Source organism: Massilia frigida, from assembly GCF_011682175.1.
Classification (GTDB): domain Bacteria; phylum Pseudomonadota; class Gammaproteobacteria; order Burkholderiales; family Burkholderiaceae_D; genus Telluria_A; species Telluria_A frigida.
Genome location: NZ_WHJG01000049.1, coordinates 13,299 through 35,251 on the forward strand (window position 1 = coordinate 13,299; position 21,953 = coordinate 35,251).

The 21,953-nt window shown below is 65.7% G+C and carries 15 protein-coding genes; 6 read left to right on the forward strand and 9 right to left on the reverse strand.

Features of this window, described 5'->3' with window-relative positions:
• Nucleotides 1-173 precede the first annotated feature (173 nt).
• Nucleotides 174-1,742 carry an acyl-CoA ligase (AMP-forming), exosortase A system-associated gene (locus tag F2P44_RS29670; RefSeq protein WP_167092877.1) on the forward strand — a complete coding sequence of 523 codons (1,569 nt, stop codon included), beginning with the start codon at nt 174-176 and terminating at the stop codon, nt 1,740-1,742.
• Between the two features lie 2 nt (nt 1,743-1,744).
• On the opposite strand, the gene F2P44_RS29675 is transcribed toward F2P44_RS29670, so the two are convergent.
• Entirely contained in the window at nt 1,745-2,638 is an 894-nt protein-coding gene (locus F2P44_RS29675; RefSeq protein WP_167092880.1) for a polysaccharide deacetylase family protein, read from the reverse strand.
• Between the two features lie 182 nt (nt 2,639-2,820).
• On the opposite strand from F2P44_RS29675, the gene F2P44_RS29680 reads away from it, so the two are divergent.
• Entirely contained in the window at nt 2,821-3,876 is a 1,056-nt protein-coding gene (locus F2P44_RS29680; RefSeq protein ID WP_167092883.1) for a glycosyltransferase family 4 protein, read from the forward strand.
• A 9-nt stretch (nt 3,877-3,885) separates the two neighbouring features.
• Here the strand turns inward: F2P44_RS29680 and F2P44_RS29685 are convergent, their stop codons facing one another.
• From F2P44_RS29685 to F2P44_RS29700, 4 genes are all read right to left on the reverse strand, one after another.
• Nucleotides 3,886-5,070 carry a TIGR03088 family PEP-CTERM/XrtA system glycosyltransferase gene (locus F2P44_RS29685; RefSeq protein ID WP_167092886.1) on the reverse strand — a complete coding sequence of 395 codons (1,185 nt, stop codon included), beginning with the start codon at nt 5,068-5,070 and terminating at the stop codon, nt 3,886-3,888.
• 104 nt (nt 5,071-5,174) lie between these two features.
• Nucleotides 5,175-5,951: an XrtA-associated tyrosine autokinase gene (locus F2P44_RS29690; protein WP_370662759.1), complete on the reverse strand. Its 777-nt coding sequence runs from the start codon at nt 5,949-5,951 to the stop codon at nt 5,175-5,177.
• Between the two features lie 15 nt (nt 5,952-5,966).
• Entirely contained in the window at nt 5,967-7,496 is a 1,530-nt protein-coding gene (locus F2P44_RS29695) for an XrtA system polysaccharide chain length determinant (protein ID WP_167092889.1), read from the reverse strand.
• A gap of 360 nt (nt 7,497-7,856) precedes the next feature.
• Entirely contained in the window at nt 7,857-8,798 is a 942-nt protein-coding gene (locus F2P44_RS29700) for an EDSAP-1 family PEP-CTERM protein (protein WP_167092892.1), read from the reverse strand.
• Between the two features lie 306 nt (nt 8,799-9,104).
• Here F2P44_RS29700 and F2P44_RS29705 point away from each other — a divergent pair, with 306 nt between their 5' ends.
• Together F2P44_RS29705 and F2P44_RS29710 are read left to right on the forward strand one after the other, a co-directional pair.
• Complete coding sequence (locus F2P44_RS29705; protein WP_167092894.1) at nt 9,105-9,872, forward strand: N-acyl amino acid synthase FeeM domain-containing protein; 768 nt, start codon at nt 9,105-9,107, stop codon at nt 9,870-9,872.
• The gene (locus F2P44_RS29710) at nt 9,859-11,550 is read left to right on the forward strand and encodes an FAD-binding oxidoreductase (protein ID WP_167092897.1); all 1,692 of its coding nucleotides are present in this window, start codon (nt 9,859-9,861) and stop codon (nt 11,548-11,550) included. Before F2P44_RS29705 ends, F2P44_RS29710 begins: the two co-directional genes overlap by 14 nt.
• A gap of 379 nt (nt 11,551-11,929) precedes the next feature.
• On the opposite strand, the gene prsT is transcribed toward F2P44_RS29710, so the two are convergent.
• The gene (gene prsT / locus F2P44_RS29715) at nt 11,930-14,713 is read right to left on the reverse strand and encodes an XrtA/PEP-CTERM system TPR-repeat protein PrsT (RefSeq protein WP_167092900.1); all 2,784 of its coding nucleotides are present in this window, start codon (nt 14,711-14,713) and stop codon (nt 11,930-11,932) included.
• Between the two features lie 366 nt (nt 14,714-15,079).
• Here prsT and F2P44_RS29720 point away from each other — a divergent pair, with 366 nt between their 5' ends.
• The gene (locus F2P44_RS29720) at nt 15,080-16,138 is read left to right on the forward strand and encodes an SDR family oxidoreductase (protein WP_167092902.1); all 1,059 of its coding nucleotides are present in this window, start codon (nt 15,080-15,082) and stop codon (nt 16,136-16,138) included.
• A 537-nt stretch (nt 16,139-16,675) separates the two neighbouring features.
• On the opposite strand, the gene F2P44_RS29725 is transcribed toward F2P44_RS29720, so the two are convergent.
• The 3 genes from F2P44_RS29725 to F2P44_RS29735 are packed head-to-tail and all read right to left on the reverse strand — an operon-like array spanning nt 16,676 to nt 21,206.
• A complete protein-coding gene (locus F2P44_RS29725; RefSeq protein ID WP_167092905.1) occupies nt 16,676-18,055 on the reverse strand; it encodes a SpoVR family protein in 1,380 nt (459 codons plus the stop codon).
• A complete protein-coding gene (locus F2P44_RS29730; protein ID WP_167092908.1) occupies nt 18,052-19,221 on the reverse strand; it encodes a DUF444 family protein in 1,170 nt (389 codons plus the stop codon). The genes F2P44_RS29725 and F2P44_RS29730 overlap by 4 nt, the downstream gene beginning before the upstream one ends.
• Nucleotides 19,222-19,241: 20 nt before the next feature.
• Entirely contained in the window at nt 19,242-21,206 is a 1,965-nt protein-coding gene (locus F2P44_RS29735) for a serine protein kinase (protein WP_370662760.1), read from the reverse strand.
• Nucleotides 21,207-21,442: 236 nt separating this feature from the next.
• Here F2P44_RS29735 and F2P44_RS29740 point away from each other — a divergent pair, with 236 nt between their 5' ends.
• A complete protein-coding gene (locus F2P44_RS29740) occupies nt 21,443-21,946 on the forward strand; it encodes a pyridoxamine 5'-phosphate oxidase family protein (protein ID WP_167092911.1) in 504 nt (167 codons plus the stop codon).
• Nucleotides 21,947-21,953 lie beyond the last annotated feature (7 nt).

Here is a 21,953-nt window from a genome sequence, read left to right on the forward strand (position 1 = left end):
CGCCCCTGTCCTGTCAGCGGAACCGGTTTCATTAAACACCCCGCAAATTGCGGGCTTCTTGAGCGCGCACAAGAGGAAGAGTGCGGTCGCATTGCTTGATTCCGGTCAAGGAGGAGCACCCCGTTTTTATTAATCATGAATTCCCTTGGGAAATAATTTACGTAGAGGAATATATGACGCCACTCGTGCATGATTTGATCAACCAGGCCGCCTGGCGCACGCCGCACGCGCCGGCCTTGCGCTATCTCGACAAGAGCCTGAGCTATGACGAATTGGCGCGCTGCGTCGAGGTCGCCGCGCAAGGCTTGCTGGGCCTGGGTCTGGCGCGCGGCGAGCGGGTCGCGGTGTTCATCGACAAATGCGAGGAAGCCGTGCTGGCCCTGTTCGGCGCGGCCGCCGCCGGCCTAGTCTTCGTGCCGCTCAATCCCTTGCTCAAGCCGGCCCAGGTCGGGCATATCCTGCGCGATTGCGGCGCCCGCGTGCTGCTGACCTCGCCCGGTCGGCTGGCCACGCTCGCGCTGGAGCTGGGCCGCTGTCCGGACCTGTACTGCGTGCTGCAAACCGGAGCCGCGGATGGCATGCTGCCCGGCCTGGGCGTGCTGGCGTGGGACGGCTGGATGCGGCGGGCCGATGGCGCTCCGGCGCGCGACGCCCACCGCCGCATCGATACCGACATGGCGGCCCTGCTGTACACCTCGGGCGGCAGCGGGGCGCCAACCGGGGTGGTATTGTCGCACCGGAATCTGGTGGCGGCGGCGGGCAGCATCGCCGCTTATCTGGGATACAGCGCGCACGAGCGCATCCTGGCGCTGCTGCCGCTCAGCTTCGACTACGGCCTGAGCCAGCTGACCGGCGCCTTTGCCGCCGGCGCCGCCGTGGTGCTGATGAACCCGTTGCTGACGCGCGACATTCCGGCCATGGTCGCGCGCGAGCGCATCACGGTCCTGGCGGCGCTGGCGCCGCTGTGGATCCAGCTGGCCGAGCTGCACTGGGATGCGCCGCACAACTTGTGCACCATCACCAGTTCGGGCGGCGCCATCCCGCGCGCGGCCCTGGAGGCGCTGCGGCGGCGCTTGCCGGACACCCGGGTGTACCTGATGTACGGACAGACCGAAGCGTTCCACGCCACCTGCCTGGCGCCCGAGCAGCTCGACCAGCGCCCCGACTCGCTCGGGAAGGCCATTCCCAACGCCGACGTGCTGGTGCTGCGGCCCGACGGCCAGCCGTGCGGGCCGGGCGAGCCGGGCGAACTGGTGTACCGGGGACCGCTGGTGGCGCTCGGCTACTGGAACGATGCGGCGCGCACGGCCGAGCGCTTCCGGCCCCTGCCGGCGCAGCCCGGGTTGCCGTTCGCCGGCACCGGGGTGTGGTCGGGCGAGACCGTGCGTATGGATGAGGAAGGCTTTCTGTATTTCATCGGCCGCAGCGACGACATGATCACCACCGGCGGCTACCGGGTCAGTCCGACCGAGATCGAAGAGGTGCTGTACGCGACCGGGCTGGTGGCCGAGGCGGCGGCGCTCGGGCTGGAGCACCCGGTGCTGGGGCAGTCGATCGCGCTGGCCGTCACGCCGCGCCGTGGCTGCCTGCTGGAACCGGCCGTGCTGCTGGCCGCCTGCCGCGCCAAATTGCCTGGCTACATGCTGCCGCTGCTGGCGCAAGTGCGCGAGGCGCTGCCGCGCAGTCCCAACGGCAAATTCGACCGACGCTTGCTGGCGGCCCAGATGGCAGGCGGCGCTTGACGTCAGGGGCGCGTGAACAGATTGCCGGCCAGGCGCAGCAGGAAGGCGGCGCCGGCCTGCGCGCACGGGGCACAGCGCGGCAGCGCGAACAGGTCGCTGCCGCTGTGCGCCGCGCCGGGGGCCATGCCGACCGCCGCCTCGAAGCCTTGGGCGCGCAGCATGCGCCCGTGGCGCTGCTCGAAATCCTCGCCCGGCTTGCCGCTGGGATAGGCGAACAGGCGCACCGGGGCTTGCAGGATGTCTTCGATGCGGCTGCGGCCCGCGGCGATGTCGGCGCGGGCGGCGGCGTTCGACAGGCTGGCCAGCGCCGTATGGTGCAGCGGATGGGCGCCGACCTCCATGCCGGCCCGGTGCAGGGCCAGCAACTGGTCGGAACTGAGCATGGTCGGGGTGACCCGGCGCGCCATGGAACGCGCGCGCGCCAGCCGTTCCTGCGGCGGCAGCAGGCGCAGGGCGGCCAGCAGCATCTCGATCACGGCGCGGCGCCGCTGCGGGCAGCCGATGTCGTAGCTGGCAAAGCCGCTGCGCGCCAGGTTGAGGCGCTCGCCGGGCGCGTTGCGCACCACCTCGGTGACGATGTCGCACCAGGTGCAGCCGCCGTCGAGGTAGCTGGCGGCGATAAAAAACGTGGCCGGCACGCCGGCGCGCTGCAGCAGGGGCAGGGCCACGGCGGCGTGCTCGGCGTAGCCATGGTCGAAGGTGAGGCAGGCGGCGCGCGCGGGCAGGGTGCCGTCGGCCAGTTGCGCCACCGCGCGCGACAACGGGATCAGGCGGAACCAGCGGGTGAGCAGGCGCAGCTGTTGCTCGAAGCGGCGCGCGTGCAGGCGCTCGGGAAACAGCGGATCGGGCGCGGCCAGCACACGCTGGCAGCTCAGGATGGAAAGCGGGACGTGCATGTGATTTTCTTTGGTGAAACTAATTGACTTGCCTCAATGAAGCACCTGTGCCCATCGGTACACTGGAATTCTTATGTTGAGGCAATACTAAATCAGCGCGCGCGGCGGCTTGTTGAGCATTCTCATGCCGCCCGCCTTGCTGATGCCCTGGGGCTTGGCCCCTGTTGATAACGGAGGCGTGCATGCGTATTGGTATCTTGTCTTATCCCATGCTGTTCGAACGCGACGATGGCGTCCAGCAGCAGGTCCGCGAAACCATCCGCGCCCTGGTGCAACTGGGCTCGCAGGCGGAGTCGCCGGTCGCGGTGCAGGTGATCAATCCGCACGCCACGCGGCTCGACGAGTTCGACCTGATCCACGTGTTTTCGGCCACCCAGGGCAACCACCGGCTGGTGGACGCGGCCGCCGAACAGGGCGTGCCGGTGGTGCTCACGCCCCTGATTTCGCCCGGCTGGGACCGCGCCAGCGGCACCAGCGCGCGCGCCGGCGACCACCGGCTCGGCAACCTGACGGCCTGGAATGTGCAGAGCGGCTATGCCCGCACCCGGCGCGCGCTGCAGCAGGCCAGCCTGATCGTGGCGCTGGGCGAGGCCGAGAAACGGGCGATCGGCGCCGGTTTCCTGATCGATGGCGCCAAGGTGCGGGTGCTGCCGAACGGGGTCAATCCAGCCCTGCTGGCGGCCGATGGCGAGCTGTTTCGCAAGCGCACCGGGATGACCGGGCCGTACGCGCTGATGGCCGGCCCCATTTCGCCCTACCAGAACCAGCTGGCGATGGCGCGAGCGATGGGCGCGCTGTCGCTGCCGCTGGTCTTAGTGGGCGAGGCCGGCGAACGCGATCAGGATTACATGCGTGAACTGCGCGCCGTGCGCGGCGTGACTTGCCTCGGGGCGTTGCGCCAGGATGGGCCGATGCTGGCCAGTACCTACGCGGCGGCATCGGTATTCCTGCCGCCGGCCGAGGGGCAGGGGGCGCCGCTGGCGGTGCTCGACGCGCTGGCGGCCGGCACGCCGGTGCTGATGGCGCACGACACGCCCTCGAGCATGGCCGGCGCCGGCTTCGCGCTGGTGCGGGTGGACTGGAACGATACCGATGCCCAGCAGCGCGCGGTGCTGCGCCTGCTGGTATCGCCGCCGCTGCGCGAGCAGGTGCGCGGCTGCACCTGGGAGCGGGTGGCGCGCCAGCTGGCCGCCTGCTACGCCGAAGTGGCCACGCTGCGCCAGGCGGCGCTGGTCTAGGGCGGAGCGTCAGGAATGCGGCGCCGGCCCCGGGCATGGCCCGTGCGGGTGGGTCAAGCCATCGTAGACACGCAGGTAGCCGCGCGCCATTTCCGGCAGGCTGTGGTTGGCGATGACGTGGCTGCGCGCGCGCATGCCGTGGCGCGCACCCATGTCGGGGATGCGGCAATAGTCGGCGATGGCGGCCGCCATCAGCTCGGGTGCACGGGGTGGCACCAGGATGCCGGTAAAGCCCGGATGGACCAGTACCGGATTGCCGCCCACGGCGGTGGCCACCACCGGCAAGCCGCTGGCCATGGCTTCGAGGATGGTGTTGGAACTGCCTTCGGCCAGCGAGGGCAGCACGAACAGGTCCATGGCGCGCAGCAGCTGGGCGATGTCGGTGCGCTCGCCCGGCAGCCAGGCGCGGTGCGCGGCGCCGGCGCGGGTGAGCGTGTCGAGACAGGTGGCGCGCTGCGGGCCGTCGCCCACGATCAGCAGGCGCATGCGCTGGTGCGCCGGGTGCGGCGAGGCGATCAGGCGCAGGAAGGCTTCGACCAGGGTGCCGTAATCCTTGACTTCGTCCATGCGGCCGACGCTGCCGATGACGAAGGCGTTATCCTGCATGAAGCCGGCCGGGCCGACCGCGGCCGGCGGTCCCAGGCGCGGGTGGAACTGGATGCTGTCGACCCCGTTCGAGATGTGCGACACCTTGTCCGGCTCGGCGCCGACGCTATCGATCAGCCAGTGTTCGAGGTCGGCGCTGACGGCGATGAAATGGCCGATCAGCGGACGCAACAGGCGGCGCAGCAGCTTGTACTTGAGGCGCTTGCCGTACAGGTCGCTCATGTCGCGGCCATGCTCGCCGTGCACGCGCAGCTTGATCCCGGCCAGGGCCGCCACCAGCTGGCCTTCGATGCCGCACAGATTGCGCGTGTGGATCAGGTCCGGCTGCAGCGCGCGCAGGGCGCGGAACAGGCGCAGGTAATGGCCCCAATCCTTGCCTTCGCGCTTGTTCAGGCTGATGATCTCGACCCCGCGCGCCTTGATGTGGGCGTGGTAGTCCGAATAATCCTTGAGGCAGACGATGGCATGCCGGTAGCGGTCCGGCGGCATGTGCTTGATCAGGTTGATCAAGCCGTTTTCGAGGCCGCCGATGTCGAGCTGGTGGATCAGGTGCACCACCAGACGGGGTGGTTCGAGGGATGTTGTCATGGTCGACTCCGCAAACGTTAATCGGGCGAACGGGGAGAATCCGGGCGGGCTGCGCGGCACGGGGCGGCTCCGGGTGCCGGACCCGGGCGCCGCGCTCGCGGCCGCTAGTCGTAATAACCGTGGTAGTGCTCGCCGGGGAAGGCGCGCGCCTTGTTGCAGATCAGGTCGACGCGGGCGCAGTTGTCGAGCCGCGCCAGCGCTTCCTTGACCTGGCGCTGGGTGGTGGTCTCGGACTCGACCACCATCACCACCTGGCCCATCTGCGACGCCAGTACCCCCGCCTCGGTGGTCAGCAGCAGCGGCGGCGAATCGAAGATGACGATCCGGTCGGGGTAGCGGCTGGCGATTTCCGATAGCAGCTGGCTCATCGCGTGGCTGGCCAGCAATTCGGTGGCGTGCTTGTTGTTGCGCCCCGCCGGCAGCAGGCTCAGGGTCGGGATGTTGGTCTTGAGGATCACTTCCGCCAGGTTCAGTTCATTTCCCAGCAAGATATCCATCAAGCCCAGTCCGGGCGCCAGGCCCAGCACCCGCAGCACCGAGGGACGCGCCACGTCGGCGTCGATCAGCAGCACCGTGTGGTCTTTTTCCATGGCGATGCTCATCGCCAGGTTGATCGCGCAGTAAGTCTTGCCTTCGCCGGGCAGGGCGCTGGTGACGACGATCAGGTTGCCGTGCCGCACGCCGCCCGACACCGCCGCGCGCGCATTGCGCAGCAAGGGCCGCTTGATGATGCGGAAATCCTCGGCCACGCTGGTGCGCCCGCCATCGTGGGTGACCATGCCCATCTGGTGCAGGCGCGCCAGGTTGATGTCGACCTCGCGCGCCGGCTCGGCCGGGTAGCCATCGGCGGGCGCGGCGCCCGCGGTGAGGGAAGTGTCCACGTTGTACTCCCTGGCTTACGCCGTGAAAAATCCGGACGCCATGACCGCGCCGTACACGCCCAGCAAGGCGGTGAAGGCCAGGCCGAGCAGGTACTGGCCGCGCCGCAGCTTGCGCCGTTCGGCATCGGTCCAGCTCATCGAGACCGTGCCGATCACGTTCAGCCCGGTGATTTCGCGCAGCGCGCTGGGGCTGACGAAGGTCGGACGGACTTGGCTGATCAGGAGCGCCACGCCCAGCCCGGCGGCGAGCGCCATGGCCAGCACGCCGCTGTAAAACAGGCGGCGGTTGGGGCCGCTTGGGGCGACCGGCATGGTGGGCGGATCGATGATGCGGAAGGTCATCATTTCGGTCGAGGAACTCAGGTCGCCCGACAGCTTGGCCGACTCGCGCCGCGCGATCAGTTTTTCGTAGTTATCCTTGTTGATGTCGTAGTCGCGGTTGAGCTGGGCCAGCTGCGATTCGACTTCGGGCACCGCATTGCTCTGTTCCTGCAGGCGGTCGTGGCGCACGCTGTATTCGTGCACGCGCACGCGCATGGCGGCCACCTTGGCGTCCGCTTCGGTCAGGGCCACCTTGAGCTGCTGCAGCATGGGGCTGTAGAAGCGGCCCGGGTCGCCGTCGCGCTCGGCCTGCTTGCTTTCCTCGATCTTGCGCGCTTCGAGCTGGGCCAGCAGGCGGCGCGCGCCGATCACGTCGGGGTGCAGGTCGGTGAATTGCAGGCGCAGGGTGTCGAGATTCTTGTTGATGGCGGCCATGCGCGCATCGATGTCGGGATTGACGATGCTGCGCGCGCGCGCGGACGTGCCGGCCGGCTGCGGATCGCCGTTGATGCGCGCCTGGATCGCCAAGCGTGCCTGTTCGGCTTCCAGCAGGTCGATGCGGGCGGTGCTCAGGGCATCGCTGGAGATGGCCAGCTGGGCGCTGTAATCGACGCCCTGGCGCGGCAGCAGGGCGCTGTTGCGCAGCTTGAATTCCTTGACCGTGTTTTCGGCCGCCACCAGGCGCTGCTCGTAATTCTTGATCTGCGCGTCGATGAAACGGATGGCTTGCTGCGAATCGCCCTTCTTGCCCTTGAAGCTGCCTTCGAGGAAGATGGTCAGCAGCGATTGCACCACGTCGTGCACCTGCCTGGGATTGTCGCCCGCGTAGCTGATCGAATAGATATCGTTGGTGCTGGTGCCGGTGATTTTCAGGCGCGCGGCCAGCTCCTCGACCTGGCTTTCGCGCTGGCGCGGGGTGGTGGCATCGACGTCGAGGTCGACCATGCGCAGCACGCGCTCCAGGTTCGGGCGGCTGAGCAGGGTGCGGCTCATGATCGACACTTGCTGCTGCACATTGGGGATGCTGGTCATGCCCGCCATCAGCGGCTTGAGGATGCTTTGGGTGTCGACGAACACGCGCGCCGAACTCTGGTAATTGTTCGGCAGGCGCAGCACCACCACCCAGCCGACGCTCGCCACCACCCACATGAGGCCGACGGCGAGCCAGCGATATTTCCAGATGCCCCTTGCATGCAGCAGCAGCTGGCTGATGAAGTCCTCCATATCGTGTGGGTCTCCGTAAGTCGGGCAGCGATGGGAAGGGCGACTGCCAGCTTCACTACGCCTTCGATTATATGTCTGAGGAAACAGTAGGATTCCGCTGATCACGGACGCGTTGATTCGCGTCAAGCGCAGCAAAAGCGGGGGCGCGCGCCACGCTCGTGCCAAAAAAACAGCCCGGTCAGGCGCGCTCCTGACCGGAAAAATGCAGGCTGCCAACGAGCCGTGCATCAGGGTCCCCGCCGGGCGTCCGGCGCCCGCATCCCCGGCCGGCGCGGACGGCGCAGCAGCGGTTGCAGACCCTGCAATGGCTTCGGACCACCAAGCCATCTTCTTCTAGTTTGCATCTTGCCCAGCCCCGGCCTACTTGCGGCGGCGTGCCAGCAGCGACATGCCGAGCAGGCCCAAGCCGAAGATCGCCAGGCTGCCCGGTTCCGGCACCGCCACGGTATTTTGCAGGGCATTGGCGAGGGTGGTCTGGTTGATGGTCAACTGGTAGGTATCGAACCTGTTGAGCCAGGGCGTGACCGCCGAGAAGCTCATCGTGCCCGGGTTATAGGTCGACATGCCGGGGAAACTGTCGGTGCGGCTGACATTGCCCATGCTGTTCAGTTCGCCAGGCTGATAGGCGAACACCAGCTGCCCGGTGGTGATGTTCATGATGTTCATGCTCCACGACAGGCGCGCGATGGCATTGGTGTCCATGCCGGCGCCGCTGCTGGCATACGCCTGGGTAAAGGGCGTGCCGTCGAAGGCGATGGTCATGGTCTCGCCCACGCCGAGGGTAAAGTTGAAGGCGGTCGAGGTGCCGACATCGGAATCGCCGGCGGCCTCGCCATCGGTGCCCAGCGAGGCATCGGCACGCGTTTCGGCGCGCACCCCGGCCTGCTTGGTACCGATGGTCATGGCGTTGCCGGTCATGTTCTGGTCGGCGTAGCCGAAGGTGCCTGGCACCGGTGGCGGACCGGAAAAGGCGGTGAAGTTGTTTTCGAGGCGCGGCGGATTGGGCAAGCCGACGAACTGGTGCGCCACGTCCGGCGTGGTGCCGCTGAGGAGGGCGCGGTTTTGCGGCCTGGCGGCCGACACCATGTCGTTGAGGGAGGCGGTGGCGTGGGCCGAGTTGGTGCCGTCGAGCATGGTGAAATCCGTCGACTTGAAGGCGGCACCGCTGGAATGAAGCAGACGGAAATTGTCGACCACGAGGACGGCCTGGGCAAATGCATCGGCGCGCGCACCGTTCATGGCGGCCAGGCAAAGGCCGGCAATCGCCGCGTTTTTCAACAGTGATGTCGGGACTAGTTTCATAGTGAACTCTCCGGTGGGGATGAAGTGGGGTAGCGTCGACAGCTTGCGGCGCCGCCGTGTCTACGCTGTATGCAGCAAGCGTGCCAGGGCGTTTTTCATCATGAAATCAATGGCTTGCGACTTCCAGCTGGGCAGTTGCGCGGATGCGTGGCGGGCATGCCAAAAATCCCGACGAGGCGAGTTTGTCCCAGAACAATGGTGCGCGGGACAGCGTGAACTTCTGTATGGATGGCCCTGTCTGACCTGTACAACTTTGCGCGCGGGCCGGCAGGCGGGCTGCGCGATCACGCGGAAGGAAAGAGAGCCATGTTTCAAGACGAGCTACCGATTGCAACGTTCGAGATGCCGGCGGGCTTACGCGAGCAGGACGGAGGCGTCGCCACGGCGACCGAGCCCGAGCCGGGCCAGGCGATGCAGGCATTTCATATCCGCCTGGCCAATTCAGCGGGAAGGCGCGAAGCGGCCAGCCTGCTGATCCGCAAGATGTACGGCTGGCGCGGCTATGCCGTCGAGCCCAGCCTGCACCACGACCCCAACAAGGTAACGCTGTACGCCGAGACGGGCGGGATGCTGGTCGGGACCATGAGCTTGTGCCTGGACAGCGAATTCGGCCTGCCGGCCGATGACAATTTTCGCGACAAGCTCGACTTGCTGCGCAGCCAGGGACGGCGCCTGTGCGAGCCGTCGCGCCTGGCGATCGACAAGGGCGTGACCAAGCGCGTGTTCGCCTCGCTGATCCACATCTCGTATCTGTACTCGCACAGGCTGCAAGGTTTCAGCGATTACGTGATCGAGGTCAATCCGCGCCACGTCATGTTTTACAAGCGCATGCTGGGCTTCAGCGACTTTGGCGGCGAGCGTCCATGCCACCGGGTCGGCGCGCCGGCCGTGCTGCTGCGCCTGCCCTTGACGGAGATGGGCGAACAGATCCGCAAATGGGGCGGCCTGATGGAGCAGCATGGCGAGGAACGCTCTTTCTATCCGTATTTTTTCCCCGAGCATGACGAGGCGGGCATCACGGCGCGCCTGAACGGCGGGTACCAGGCCGGCGGAGGGTGCGATGCGTATTATTGAGGAGCAAAAATTCCGACACGAAGCGCCCGACCCGGCGTGGCGGCGCGGCGTGCTGGCGGCGCTGCGCGCCATTGTCGGCGCCAGCTATGCCAGCGACGATCCTGCCGCGCTGCGGCGTTACACGTGCAGCACGGCCGCGCGCGCCACCACGCCGCTGGCGGTGGTGCACCCGGGTTCGCAGGCCGAGGTGGTGGCGCTGGTGCGGCTGGCCGGGGAGCGCGGCTTGCCGCTGTATCCGCTCAGCACCGGGCGCAACTGGGGCTATGGCGACGCCTGCGCGGTCGGCGACGCCCAGCTCATCGTCGACCTGGGCAGGATGAACCGCATCATCGAGGTTGATGCCGAGCTTGGCTACGCCGTCATCGAGCCGGGCGTGACCCAGCAGCAGTTGTCGGATTATTTAAGCAGTGAACAACTGGACTGGTGGATCGATTGCACTGGCGCCGGACCCGACACCAGCTTCATGGGCAATATTTTGGAACGCGGCTTCGGACACTCGCCTTACGGCGACCGGCTGCAGCACGTGTCCGGCATGCAAGTCGTGCTGGCCAGCGGTGAGGTGCTGGCGACCGGCTTCGGCCACTATCCACAGGCGCGCGCGACCCATTTGTTTCCCTACGGCGTGGGACCGTTCCTGGACGGGATGTTCACGCAGTCGAATTTCGGCATCGTCACGCGCATCGGTATCTGGCTGCAGCCCGCCGCCGATTGCGTGAACCATTTTCTGTGCACGGTGTCTGAACATGAAGAGATCGGCCCCGTGGTCGACGCACTGCGTGCCCTGCGTATGAACGGTACCTTGCGCAGCATTGTTCATATCGGCAACGACATGCGCGTCATTTCCGGCGGCCGGGTGTTTCCCCGGACGGAGGCGCCGGACCAGTCATGCCTGCCGCCGGGGCTACGGAGCACCTTGCGCGAGGCGGCGGCGATTAGTGCGTGGACGGTGTCGGGGGCACTGCATGGGAGCGTCGCGCAGGTAGCGGCTGCGCGCGCGGCCATCCGGGCGGCGTTGCGCGGCACGCGCGCACGGACGGCGTTCTTGAGCGAACGCACGCTGCGCTGGGGCGGCGTGCTGGCCCGCTTGCTGGGCGCCTCGCGGGCCGGTTTGCGTCAGCGCGCGCAGGTCTGCCTCGGCGAGGCGTTGTTCGCCATGAACCGCGGCAAGCCGAACGGGCGCTTCCTCGCGGGCGCGTACTGGCGCCGGCGAGGGGCGCTGCCGGCCGGCTTTCCGCACAAGGCCGATCCGGCGCAGGATAACTGCGGCATGTTCTGGATCTCACCGGTGCTGCCGATGCGCGGGCAGGATGTGCTGGACTTGCATGCGCTGGTCGAGCCGCTGTTTGCCGCGCACGGGTTTGATTTGTTCGTCACGTTCAGCATGATCAATGAACGGGCCCTCGGCGCCGTGCTGACGATTGCCTACGACAAGGAGGATGCGGCCGAAGTGGTGCGCGCCAGGGAGTGTTACCAGGCGGTGTTCGACAGCGTGATGGAGGCTGGCTACATTCCTTATCGGGTCGGCAACCAGTCGATGGCAGCGCTTGATCCGGCTGGCGATGTGTACTGGACAACGGTGGCACGGATCAAGGCGGCGCTTGATCCGGCAGGGATGATTGCGCCCGGACGCTACGAGCCCGGCCGTGCGAAGGGGCTGGTGGCGGCTGGCGCGGGCTGAACGGCGTGCGTGCCCTCGCAAACAGGGAATGATTCAAGCTGCCGACGGCGACGCGCATTCGAACGATGAGTAGCGGCGGCAAATTGCGGTTTTGCGGCGCGGAATTGGCGAATCGGCTGTGTCAGCACATGACGCCAGGGGGAAACGCGTAACAGAAAACGGCAACCATCTGGCTGGCTGGCGGGCGGGCTGGCGAGCTGGAAAGGAGTTGATTGCTGCGCGCTGGCGTTGCGCGGTGCACAGACAAGCCGGGCAGGAACAGTTGCCGGCTCCGGGCGTCATCGATCGCCACGGCATGTGGCGCAACGTAGGGCGCCCGGCTGGGGGCCGTCCTGATGCAATCGAACGCTTGCCAGGCGTGGCCGCGCACGGCCCGCGCTTACAGCGTGCGTAGCAAGGCAGCCGCCTGTTCGTGATGCGCCGATCGCTGCGGTTGCGCCAGCAAGCGTTCCAGCTCGCGCCGCGCAGCCCGTTTGTCGCCCGAGCGCGCGAGGGCGGTGCCGAGGTGGAAGTGGATATTGCCGGCTGCGGGCGCGAGGCCGCTGGCTTTTCGCAGCAGGGGTAGCGCGCTGGCGAGATTGCCGCGCTCGGCGTGGATCCAGCCCAGCGTATCGAGCACGGCGGGATTGCCCGGCGCCAGCGCGTGGGCCCGTTCGGCGTAGGCTTGTGCGCGGCTGTCGCCGCTCTGCTGGCAGGCCCAGGCAAGATCGTTGAGCGCGATGATGTTGTCCGGCTCGACCTTGAGCACGGCTTCCAGATGGCCGATGGCCGCCTTGTAGTCGCTTGCGACCAGCTTGCTGCTGGCATAGTACAGGCGCGCCGGGACATCGGCTGGCTGGTCGCGGAACCAGCGGGCCATGCGGGCGTCGGCGTCGGCGGGGCGGCCGAGTTTGTTCAGGGCGCCGTGAATCTGGATCAGCAGCGCGCCATCGGCCTTGCGCTCGAAGGCGCGTTCCCAGGCTGCGAGCGCGGCGGCGTGCTGGCCCTGGGCGGCGAGCAGGTCGCCTTCGAGCTTGTATCCGTTGGCGGAGTCCGGTTTGCGCTGCTGGACATCGCGCGCCAGCGTGCGGGCTTCGGTAAATTTCCGTTGCCTGATGAGGATGTTGAGCATGGTCATCTGTGCATCGAGTAGCGTCGGCTCGATGGCGAGCGATTGGCGCAGGGAGGCGAGGGCGGCGGCGTCGTCGCCCAGTTCCAGTTGCAGGCTTGCCATCCGGACCAGCGGCATGGGCGAGGCCGGGGCCAGTGCCGCAAGGCGTGCATAGGCGTCGAGGGCCGCGCCCAGGTCCTGGTTGAGCACGTAAATCTGCGCCAGCATGGCGGTCGTCTCCAGACTGGCGGGATTGGCCGTTTCCAGCGTGCGCGCCAGTTGCAGCGCTTTGGCTTTGTCGCCCGCCCGCGCATACAGATCAGCCAGACGCAGCGCCAGTGGCAGGGCGTCGGGTTCGGACTGTCGGGCGCGTTCGAGCCAGGTGACGGCCTCGGTAATCCTGCCCTCGCGTTGCGCCAGTGCGGCCAGCGCTTCGAGCAGCGTGCGGTTGCGCGGTGCCTTGGCCAGCGCCGCTTCATAGCGTTTGCGGGCGTCGGCCGGTTTGCGCTCGGCCAGGTCGAGCTGGGCGAGGTTGGCCAGCGCGGGCAGGTACAGCGGTTCGAGCGCCAGGGCGCGGTTAAAGCTGGCGCGCGCCTGGCTGGCGTCGCGGCGCGCCAGATAGATGCCGCCTTTCAGGTTCTGGACCAGCGGATTGTCGTCGCGCCGCTCCATTTCCTGCACTACGGCAAGGGCCTTGTCCGTGTCCTTTGCCCGCAGATGGGTCATGACCAGCAAGAAGCCGACGCGGGGAGCACTGGCGTCGAGTGTGGCGGCACGTTCCAGTTCGGCGACGGCGCGGCTGGTATCGCCGTTGCCCAGGCGGCTGAGCGCGAGCGAGGTACGCAAGCCGGCGGCCTGGGGTTGCAGGGCGCTGGCCTGCTCGAAGAATGTAGTGGCGGCGCCGTACTGGCGCGCGCGCAGCTTGGCTTCGCCGGCCAAGGTCAGCAGTTCGACATCGTCCGGATGCGCGCCAATCAGCGGGGTGAGCAAGTCGAGCGCGGCCTGGGGCGCATTCGCACGTACCTGCAGCGAACTCATCAGCTTGGTGGCGTATACATGGCCCGGATACGCCGCAAGAAACTTTTGCAGATGCTCTTCGGCCTGGCCGGTCGCGCCCAGCGCCGACTGGACCGCAGCGGCCAGCAGAATGGCCGGGTAGTGGTCGGGCGCAACACGCAGTACCTGCTGCACGGCTTCGCGCGATGCCGCCAGTTTTTGCTCGCGGAAGTCGACCACGGCTTCCGCGTAGATGAGCGCCAGCGACGCGCCGGCCAGCTTGCGCGCCCCGGCAATGGCCTCGCGCGCCGCACTGAAGCGGCCGGCATCGAGGTGCAGATTGGCCACGTCGAGCCGGGCTTGTACGTTGGATGGACGCTTCGCGAGGATACGCTCGTGCGCGGCCAACGCCTGATCGGGCTTACCGGTGGCGCGCAGCAAGTCGGCGTTCAACCGAAGGCAATCGGGATTGTCAGGATCGACGGCCAGAGCGCGCTGCATCAGCCGGGCCGCGTCGGCGTGCTGGTTGGCGGCCACGGCCATGCGGGCCATGCCGAGCAGGGCGTCGGGCAAGTCGGGACGTAGTGACAGCGCTTGTGCAAACAGCGCCGTGGCCTGGGCGATATCGCCGGACCCCAACAGGGCGTGGGCACGCAAGGCCAGGATAGCCGGTCGCTGGGCTGGCGCTGCCGCCGGACCGATGTCCGCCAGCAAGCGTTCATACTGCCCCTGCATTAATAGCGCCTGGCCGATGAGAAGGGGCAGTTCGGGCAGCGTCGCGCCCAGGTCGCGCGCGCGCCGCAACTCTTTTTCGGCCGAGGGAGCGTCGCCTTGCTCCAGGTAGACTTCTCCCAGCAGCAGGCGCGCCTGGCGGTCGGTGCTATTTTCTTGCAGCACATTCTTGAGCACAATCACCGCTGCCCGTGCATTCCCCTTGGCGCGAAGCGCCTTTGCCTGCTTCAGCATGGCGGCAGGGTCGGTCTCTTTGCAGCCACCGAGCACGGTGGCGAACAGCAAGGCAACGGCGATGGCAATGGCGGCCACCGGGCGCGGCCAGCGGGATAAAGAGCGGGACATGGCATTCTCCTGACGGGCCAGGGCACTGGCATCCCTCTCAGGGTAAGGAGTCGGTACGGCAAGTCCTTGTGCGGGATCAATCTTTTTCGTTTGTGCAAATGCCAGTCTGATCAGCATGAAATTGCTGTAAATCAAAATTTGACAGACGGCGCTCCGTAGAATTTCCTTGGACGCCGTTGTGTGGCGGCGGGCGTGGCATTGCTCGACCCGTTGATGCCAGTGTCGCTGTTGACGCTGTTACCGCTGTGGCCGGTGAAGTTGGCCGGTATTCCGATCATTGGCGCGATGTCGGCCCGGGCCGATGCGATGCCACAGTACGCTTCAGGGGCGCCATGATGGCGTGACCTGCCCAGTCTGGAGACGTTGATGCTTAGCACCCCCGTAAATAGCCGATATCAACAGGTCCTGACCAGCTTGCGCGAAACGCAGCATCACTGGCTGATCACCGGCGTAGCCGGCTTCGTCGGGTCGAATCTGCTGGAAACACTGCTGCAGCTGGGGCAGCGCGTCACCGGACTGGACAACCTGATGACCGGCTATCGCGCCAACCTCGCCCAGGTGCGCGCCATGGTGCCGGCGGCGGCGTGGGCCGGGTTCGATTTCATCGAAGGCGATATCCGCTGCCTCGACAGTTGCCGGCGCGCCTGCAAGGGTGTCGATGTCGTGCTGCATCAGGCCGCGCTCGGTTCGGTCGGGCGCTCGATCGCCGATCCGATTCTCACCAGCGACGTCAACCTGATCGGTTTCCTGAACATGCTGGTGGCTGCCCGCGACACCGGCGTGCGGCGCGTCGTGTACGCGGCGTCGAGTGCGACCTATGGCGATCATCCGGGCTTGCCCAAGGTGGAAGACCATATCGGCCGGCCGCTGTCGCCGTATGCGCTGACCAAGCACGTCAATGAAGTGTATGCCGAGATGTTCGCGCGCTGCTACGCAACCGATGCGATCGGGCTGCGTTACTTCAATGTGTTCGGCCCACGCCAGGACCCACGGGGCGAGTACGCGGCCGTCATTCCCCAGTGGTTCGATGCGATGATCCATAACCGCCCGCTGCGCATCAACGGCGATGGCGACAGCAGCCGGGATTTTTGCTTCGTCGACAATGCGGTGCAGGCGAACCTGCTGGCCGGCATGGTGGACGATCCAGCGGCCGCGAACCAGGTCTATAACGTGGCGGTCAACGCGCGCACCAGCCTGAATGAACTGTTCGCGATGATGCGCGCGCTGTTGGCCGAACGCTTCCCGCACATGCAGGACTACCGGCCGGCATATGGCGCTTTCAGGGAGGGCGACGTGCGCCATTCGCAAGCCGATATCTCGAAGGCTGCGCGCCTGCTCGGCTACCAGCCGACGCACCGGCTGGAAGACGGCTTGCACGAAGCGCTGGAATGGTATGTGGCGCATACGGGTGCGCCGCAAACGTAACTGGACTGTCTCGCCAGCCGGCCAGCCGCCGGCATCGATCACTTAGGGTGCGTCTGACTAATCGGCGCGAACAGATTCCATTTCGATACCGTTAATTCGTCGTTCCCGCGCAGGAACGACGGAACAAAGTGTGGTTTTCCCTTGGATTCAATCAGACACACCCTAGCTGCAAGCCTGGTGGCGGACATATGGAGCCGCGCTGGCCCTGGCGTCCGGACACACGGTCGGGCATTGGCCTTGGCGTTCGGACACACAGTCGGGCATTGGCCTTGCGTTCGGACATACGGACCGGCGCTAGCCGTGGCGTTCGGCACGCAGGCCGATGCTGGCCTTGATGCGGACACACGGAACCGCGCTGGCCTTAGCGTTCGGACACACGGACTGGCGCGGCCCTCGGCGTTCGTACACACTCGCCAATACTAGCCGTGGCGTTCGGAACGCCAGCCGATGCTGGCCTTGGTGCGGACACGCGGATCGGCACTGGCCCCAGTGTTTGTCCAAGCACCCGGGGCGTCCGCCGCGACCTGTTCACCGTCGTCAAAGTTTGCGCGCCGGCAGCACACGTACCACGCCGCGGAAGTCGACGGTGTGTAATGTTACCGGCCGGCGCCATACCCTCCCTACGTACGCCATCACTTTCTCTGCCTGCGGCAGTTCGAGGCCACGCCCATCGCGCAGGTAATCGTGGTGCAGCGCCAGGGCGCCGTCGGCCCTGACCTGGCTGACCGCGACGCATGGCGCACCGTAGTTGAATTTCGGAGCGAGGATCGCTTCGCGGATCTGGTGGATGTCGCGGCTGGCTATCCTGGTATCGCCATCCTGGCGCGTTTCATAGACGAACAGGTCGAGCTTGTCGGCCAGTTCCTTGTCCAGGTAGTTGCGCACGAAGCCGAAGTCATCTTCCTCGCGGCAAATCCGGCGCGCCTGTTCCAATCCGTGCTTGTCGATGATGTGTTCCCACAGTGAAAAACCGAGGTGGTAGGGATTGAGCGACAGGGCGAGCTGCTGGCCGCTGGCGAACGGACGCACCACATCTGAGTGCGATTTGATCGCCGACACGTACAGATCGTGTGGCAGGAAGGTCGCTTCGCGCAGCAGCCGGGCGTGCCAGTATGAAGCCCAGCCTTCATTCATGATCTGGCAGGCATGGATCGGATGGAAATAGTAGGCTTCTTCGCGCACTGCGAGAAAAATGTCGCGTTCCCAGTCCTCCAGGTCGGGGGCATACTGGGCGATGAACCACAGCAGGTCAACCTCGGGCTGCGGCGGCAGCGCCGTGCGTTGCGGCGGATCGTTGCGCGGCGGTTCGGCATGCTCGCCGGGCAGGCGCGCGAAGCGGTCGTGGAAGTGGTTGGCCGGAGGACCGGCGCGCGGCGCGACAAATTCGGGATAGCGGGGCCGGTGCAGCGCTTGATTGACGTCGATATGGGTTTCGAGCGCGAGCGCGGCATCGAGCACGGCTTCGACCCGGTCTTGTCCATGCGCGCTGAGCGCACGTTCGAGGCGGCGCGCCCGGGCCGCGCTTTGTTCGAGGATCTGGCCGCCGGCCATGGCCATGAAACGCGAAAACAGCTGATTGTTCTTGGCAAAATCCGCGTGTCCCAGCACATGCGCGGTCACCAGCGTGTTTTCGGCCAGGGAATTTTGTTCAAGCATGAACGCATGGCACGGGTCGCCTGGGAACATGACTTCGAAAATCTTCGAATGGCCCATGTGCTGGCGCACCAGCTGGTGAATGTAGCGCACGCCAAAGAACCAGTGCCGCATGCGGACAGGCAAGCCATACACAGCGATCTCAACCATGAAATTGGCGGGCACCAAGTCGAAGTTCACGGGATGGAAATCCAGGCCGAGTTCGATGGCGAGCGCTTCCAGGCGCGCGCTGTAGTCCGCAAGGACGGCGCTGGCCTGGCTCATGGCACTGCCTCCTTGGCCGCGTGCTCGCCTTCGCTGGTAAAGAACTTGCGCAGGGCACTCCACACATCGTCGGGATTGCTCAGTACGGTGCTGCCGATGGCAACGCCGCCCCGTTCCAGCTCCTTGCACAGCCGCCGCATATCGGTTTCCAGCGCGCGCACCGCGCCGGGCAAAATTTCGATATAGCCGGTGTAGTTCAACACCTTGCCCAGTTCGGTCAGGGCGGTGCTGGCCGCCGCGCGGTCTTCGGCAAAATTTTCGCCATCGGAGGCGTAGAACATATAGAGGTTGTTCTGGGAAGGGTCGAGCTCGGTACGAATCAGGTCGAGGACCAGCCGAAACGCACTCGATGCGATCGTGCCGCCCATGCCGGAGACCTGGAAGAATTCGCTTTCGGTAAATTCCCACGCATGGGTGGTATGGGCGATGAAACGCGTCTCGACTCGCGCGTACTGGCGGCGGATGCCTTGCAGCGCGAAGAAAAAGAAGGATTTGGCGAGCTTGCGTTCGTGTTCGCTCATGCTGGCCGATACATCAAGGACGAACAGGATGGTCGCGCTGGTGCTCGGGCGCAAGCGCGCCACCAGTTGCCGGAAGCGCAGGTCATCGTTGGTGAAGGGCACCGGATCGGCCTGCACGGCGCGTCGCTTGATCGCTTCCTTGACGGTGCGGCGCCGGTCCAGGCGCGAGCGGGCGCCACGTTTGTCCCAGCCCTCGCGCACCAATTCCACATCATCGATGCGCGTGCTGTTCCTGGGCTTGAGGTCGGGCAGTTTCAATTCTTCCCACACCCAGTCCATGACCTCGTCGACCGATAATTCGAGCAACAGCTTCACTTCGCCATCCTGATTGCCGCCTTCTCCCGGCGCGCTGCCATCCCCGGTTTGTGCCGGCGAACCCGGCTGCAGCACATCGCCCGCCTTGCCCACGCCCTGGCCGGCGCCGGTCTGGTTGCGGCCGTCGGCGAGGCGGAAACGGGCATGTTCGAGCAGGCGCACCGGCACCTGGACGGTGCGTTCTTGCGGGCCGGTGATCAGATCGGGGCCGGCGATGAGCTCGGGCAGGTGATTTTGCACAGCCTCGCGCACCTTGTCGTTGTGGCGCAGCCAATCGCGCGCCCCGCGCGAGAACAGGTCATACCATGCCGTGTTGATTGTCGCCGTCACGCGATTTCTCCCGGGTCCGGTTATTCTTGCGCCAGCAAGGTGGTGACGTAGTTCAGCGCTTCGCGCGCGCTGTGGCTATCGTAGCCGTACTCATCGACCAGCCGTTTTTCGACGGCGGAAATTTTGGTACGGATGTCGTCGTCGGGACGCTTGGCCGAGCTGACCAGCCGCAATACGTCGCGCCGTTGTTCGAACAGGTATTGTTGGACTGCGTCGTTCAGCTGCAGATGGCTTTCCAGGCTGAACTTGGTGCCACGCTTGTAGGCGCCCATGGCCTTGCGCACCACTTCCTGCCGGAACGATTGCTTGCCGGACTCCGAAATATGGATCTTTTCCTCCACCGCGCGCAAGAAGCGCTCGTCCGGCCGCCGTTCTTCATTGGTGATGGGGTCCTTGATCTGGCGGTTGTCGAGCATGGCTTCGACCTCATCGAGATATTTGTTGAGCAAATCCTGGGCTTCCTGCTCGAACGACACAAACAGCGCCTTGTGCACGTCTTCCTTGACCCAGCGGTTGTAAAAGTCTTTGCGCGTCAGCACCAGATAATCGACCCATTTGCGCTTTTTCTTGGGATCGATGCGGGCATCGCTCTCGATGCCATCTTTTAAGGCCAGCAGCAGGTCCATGGTCGACAGGCTCTTGCGGTTGGACTGGATGATGGCGTTCGACAAGGCATTGATCACGAAGCGGGGCGACACCCCGGCCAGGCCCTCGTCCGGCGCCTTGTCCTTTTCCTTGATACGCCGGACGTCGGCGCGGTTCACCCCGTCGACTTCCTCGTTGGCATGAATGCGCACCTTCCTGACCAGCTCCACCTCCTTCTCGTCGCCATCCTGGATGCGGCTCAGGATGGCGAACACGGCGGCCGCGTGCAGCACGTGCGGGTCGAGGTGCACGTCGCGAAATGCCGGCGCCGCCGAAGAAATGAGTTTTTTGTAGATGCGCGCTTCCTCCTTGTAGTTGAGCGTGTAGGGCACCTGGATGATCACCATGCGGTCGAGCAGCGCTTCGTTTTCGCTCTCTTGCAGGAATTTGCGGAACTCCGCCAGGTTGGTGTGCGCCAGGATGGTCTCGTCGAGGTAGATGAGCGGAAAGCGCGACACCTTGACGTTCTTTTCCTGCGTGAGGGTGAGCAGCAGGTACAGGAACTCGCGCTTGACCTTGAGGATTTCGATCATTTCCAGCACGCCACGGCTGGCCGCGTACACGGCGCCCGACCACGACCAGGCGCGCGGATCGCCTTCGTCGCCGTACTGCGCCACCTTGGACAGGTCGACCGAGCCGACCAGGTCGGCCAGATCGGCCGTGGTGGGGTCGTGCGGGGCGTAGGTGCCGATGCCGCTGCGCCCCGCTTCGGACACGAAGAAGCGCTCGACCGGCATCTGCATGAAGTCGCCGCCGTACTGGTCTTCCAGGCGCGCGCGGCAGTGCGGACAGACTTCGCCGCTGATGTCGATGCCGTACGTGTTGCGGCAACTGGCGCGCATGGTGTGCGGCACCAGGTGCAGGGGCGATTCGTGCACCGGGCAGCCGGCGATGCCGTACAGCGCACCGTCGTCGGTGTGGCTGTACTCTTCCAGAGCGCGCTTGAGCAGGATGACCAGGGTCGACTTGCCGCCCGAGGGCGGCCCCAGCAGCAGTAGCAGGCGCCGCCCGACCTCGGAACCGGCGGCGGCCGCCTTGAAGTAATCCACCACCCGGTCGATGGCGTCGTCGATGCCGAACAGGTCGTCGCCGAACAGGCGGCAGCGGAAATGGCCCTCGCCATCGTCGGTGCAAGTGGCGCGGATCATATCCCAGATGTACTGGTGCGAGCTACGCGCGACTTGCTGCGGCATGCGTGGCAACACCTGTTCCATGAACTGGGCAAACGTGCCCGACCAGTGACCGGCACGGTGCTGGCGCGTGAAGTCGCCCAAGCTCTCGATGAACGAGGCATGCGGATTCTGCGCGGTCGTCACTGGGTCGTCGCCGGAAATACTCACGATGGCTCCTTGTTGGTCTTTTTTCAGTATCAGCGCGCGCTCAATGCGCAAACTGATACACGTCAATGTGCGTAATTGAACCTATGGGGAGTTTTACGAGCTGATGTGCTGGCGCGGTGCACGGTCCGCTTGCCGCGCCATGCTACCCAATAAGTTCGCTTGCGCACAGAAGCACTCGGCCGTTGCGATTACGATATAGTTTCTTAATAACCCAGAACAGCGTGAAGGAAGAGCCCATGTCAGCATATAACCATTCCGATCAAGTGGCTGAACTCCGGTCCAAGATCAAGTCGATTCGCTTCGCCATGTTCACGACCGTCAACGAGCAGGGCCGCCTCGTCAGCCGTCCGATGACCAACCAGGAAACCGACAATGACGGCAACCTGTGGTTCTACACCTCCACCGACACCGAATTGTGGGAAGACATCGTGTCGCGCCCGGAAGTGAACATCAGCTTCGCCGAGCCGGACGACCATGTATATGTATCGGTCAGCGGCCGCGCCGAGCGCATTGTCGACCGCGCCAAGATCAAGGCCATGTGGAACCCGGCAGTCCAGGCCTGGTACCCGCACGGCCCGGACGATCCGCATGTCGTGCTGGTGCGGGTGGTGTCGGGCAGCGCCGAATATTGGGATTCCAGCGCCGGCAAGGTAGTCAGCCTGTTCGAGATGGCCAAGGCGGTGCTGACCGGCACCACGCCCGAGGTCGATCCGGGCGAACACGGCAGGATTAATCTCTGAGCCAGCC